The sequence below is a fragment of the Streptomyces sp. NPDC041200 genome (genome assembly GCF_055591805.1).
In genome coordinates this window covers 1-2,945 of sequence record NZ_JBVIZF010000114.1, presented here as the reverse complement: position 1 = coordinate 2,945, position 2,945 = coordinate 1, and the positions used below count along the sequence as shown (strand labels likewise).

Annotated in this window: 1 protein-coding gene; it reads left to right on the top strand. The window is 70.9% G+C overall.

The annotated features are described in order from the left end of the window. The coding region (locus tag ACZ6CL_RS42815) for a type I polyketide synthase (protein ID WP_468946974.1) at positions 1-2,945 on the top strand (2,945 nt) is incomplete at both ends.

Here is a 2,945-nt window from a genome sequence, read left to right as displayed (position 1 = left end):
GTGCTGTTCTCCGGTGCGGCGGCCGTGTTCGGGGCACCGGGGCAGGCGAGCTACGCCGCGGCCAACTCCTTCCTTGAGGCGCTTGCTCAGCAGCGTGTGGCGCAGGGGCTCCCGGCCACCGCTCTGGCCTGGGGGCTGTGGGCTGGCGCGGGCATGGGCAGCACGCTGGACGAGGTCGACCTGCGGCGTATCGCGCGCGGTGGGGTCGCCCCGATCACTGCTGATGAGGGGCTTGCCCTCTTCGACGCGGCGCGCGCCGATGGCGCGGCGGTGTTGTTCCCGATGCGGCTCGACTACGCGGGGCTGCGTACCGAAGCGACGGCGACCGGTATCGTCCCGTCCTTGTTCCGTGGTCTGGTGCGGGCTCCGGCCCGCCGGGCCGCTGCCGTGGCCGCCACGACCACCGACGGTTCCTCGCTCGCCCAGCGGCTCGCCGGGCTCGTGCGGCCCGAACAGGAGCGTGAGCTGCTGGAGTTGGTGTGCGCGCGGGTCGCGGCGGTGCTGGGTTACGCGGGTTCGCAGGCGGTGGAGCCCGGACGGGCGTTCAGGGAGTTGGGCTTCGACTCGCTGACGGCGGTCGAGCTGCGCAATGATCTGAAGACGGTCACCGGGCTGAGGCTTCCGGCCACGCTGGTCTTCGACTACCCGACCCCGACCGCCCTCGCCGGTTATCTGCGTGAGGAGCTGGTGGGTGACGAGGAGGGTCCGGCGCCTCTCGTTCCCGCGCGGGTGGAGGCAAGCCCGGCGGTGCACGACGATCCGATCGTCATCGTGGGGATGAGCTGCCGCTTCCCCGGTGGGGTGCGTACGCCTGAGGACCTGTGGGAGCTGGTTGCCACGGGTGGCGACGGCATCTCCGGCTTCCCGGTGGACCGTGGCTGGGATCTGGACGGCCTGTACCACCCGGACCCCGACCACGCGGGTACGTCGTATACGCGTGAGGGTGGCTTCCTGCACGACGCGGGGGATTTCGACCCGGCGTTCTTCGGGATTTCGCCGCGCGAGGCCCTTGCCATGGATCCGCAGCAGCGGTTGCTGCTGGAGACGTCGTGGGAGGCGTTCGAGCGGGCAGGCATCGACCCGTCGACCGTGCGCGGCAGCCAGACCGGTGTCTTCGCGGGCGTTATCTATCACGACTACCTCAGCGGGGCGGGCGAGATTCCCGATGGTGTCGAGGGCTACATCGGCACCGGCAACGCGGGCAGTGTCGCTTCCGGGCGGGTGGCGTACACCTTCGGTCTTGAGGGCCCGGCGGTAACGATCGACACCGCCTGCTCGTCGTCGCTGGTCGCGCTGCACTGGGCGATCCAGGCGCTGCGCTCTGGCGAGTGCTCGATGGCACTGGCCGGTGGTGCGGTGGTGATGGCCACGCCCGAGACGTTCGTGGACTTCAGCCGTCAGCGCGGCCTGGCGGCTGATGGCCGGTGCAAGTCGTTCGCGGCCGGTGCGGATGGCACGGGCTGGAGCGAAGGCGCGGGCATGCTGCTCGTGGAGCGGCTGTCGGACGCCCGTCGCCATGGGCACCCGGTGCTGGCGGTCGTGCGGGGTTCGGCGATCAACCAGGACGGTGCGTCCAATGGTCTGACGGCGCCGAACGGTCCGTCGCAGCAGCGGGTGATCCGGCAGGCGCTGGCCAGCGCCGGGCTGACGACCGGCGATGTGGATGTCGTCGAGGCGCACGGTACGGGTACGACGTTGGGCGACCCGATCGAGGCGCAGGCGCTGCTGGCCACGTACGGACGTGACCGGGACGCGGACCAGCCGCTGTGGCTGGGCTCCATCAAGTCCAACATCGGGCACACGCAGGCGGCGGCTGGTGTCGCGGGCATCATCAAGATGGTGATGGCGATGCGGCATGGTGTGCTGCCGCAGACGCTGCATGTGGATGAGCCGTCGCCGAACGTGGACTGGACGGATGGCGCCGTCTCCCTGCTGACCGAGCGGGTGGAGTGGCCGGAGACGGGCCGTCCGCGTCGCGCGGGTGTGTCGTCGTTCGGCATCAGTGGCACCAACGCCCACACCATCATCGAGCAGCCGCCGGTTGTCGAGGATGGTGAGAGCGGGGCGGCGCGGCCGTCCGTCGTGCCGCCGGTCCTGCCGTGGCCGCTGTCGGCTGTGGGGCGGGAGGCGCTGGGTGAGCAGGCCCGTCGTCTGCTCGACCGGGTGCGTTCCGCCGACGAGGACGTGGACCTGGCCGGGATCGGTTACACCCTGGCTGCCGGGCGCACCGCGTTTGAGGACCGTGCGGTGCTGGTGGCCGATGGTCGTGAGGGCTTCCTGCGCGCTCTGGAGGCGTTGGCTTCCGGTGAACCGGCCACGGGTGTGGTGCAGGGTTCGCCGGTGGCCGGAAAGCTCGCCTTCCTGTTCACGGGGCAGGGGAGCCAGCGGCTGGGGATGGGCCGTGAGCTGTACGAGGCGTACCCGGCGTTCGCGGAGGCGCTGGACGCGGTCTGCGACGCGCTGGACGCGCACCTCGAACGACCGCTGCGGGATGTGCTGTTCGGGGATGACGCCGAGGCGCTGGACCAGACCGGTTTCACTCAGCCCGCGCTGTTCGCGGTGGAGGTGGCGCTGTTCCGGCTGGTCGAGGCGTGGGGTGTGAAGCCGGACTTCCTGTCCGGGCACTCGGTCGGTGAGCTGGCCGCCGCGCACGTGGCGGGTGTGCTCTCCCTCGCGGACGCTGCGAAGCTGGTGGCGGCGCGTGGCCGTCTGATGCAGGGGCTTCCGGCCGGTGGCGCGATGATCGCGGTGCAGGCGTCGGAAGACGAGGTGGCGCCGCTGCTGAACGAGCTTGTCTCGATTGCCGCACTCAACGGACCGACGTCCGTGGTCATCGCCGGTGACGAGGATGCGGCGCTGGAGATCGCGGCGGGCTTCGAGGAGCGGGGTCGTAAGACCAAGCGGCTCACCGTCAGCCACGCGTTCCACTCGCCGCGCATGGACGG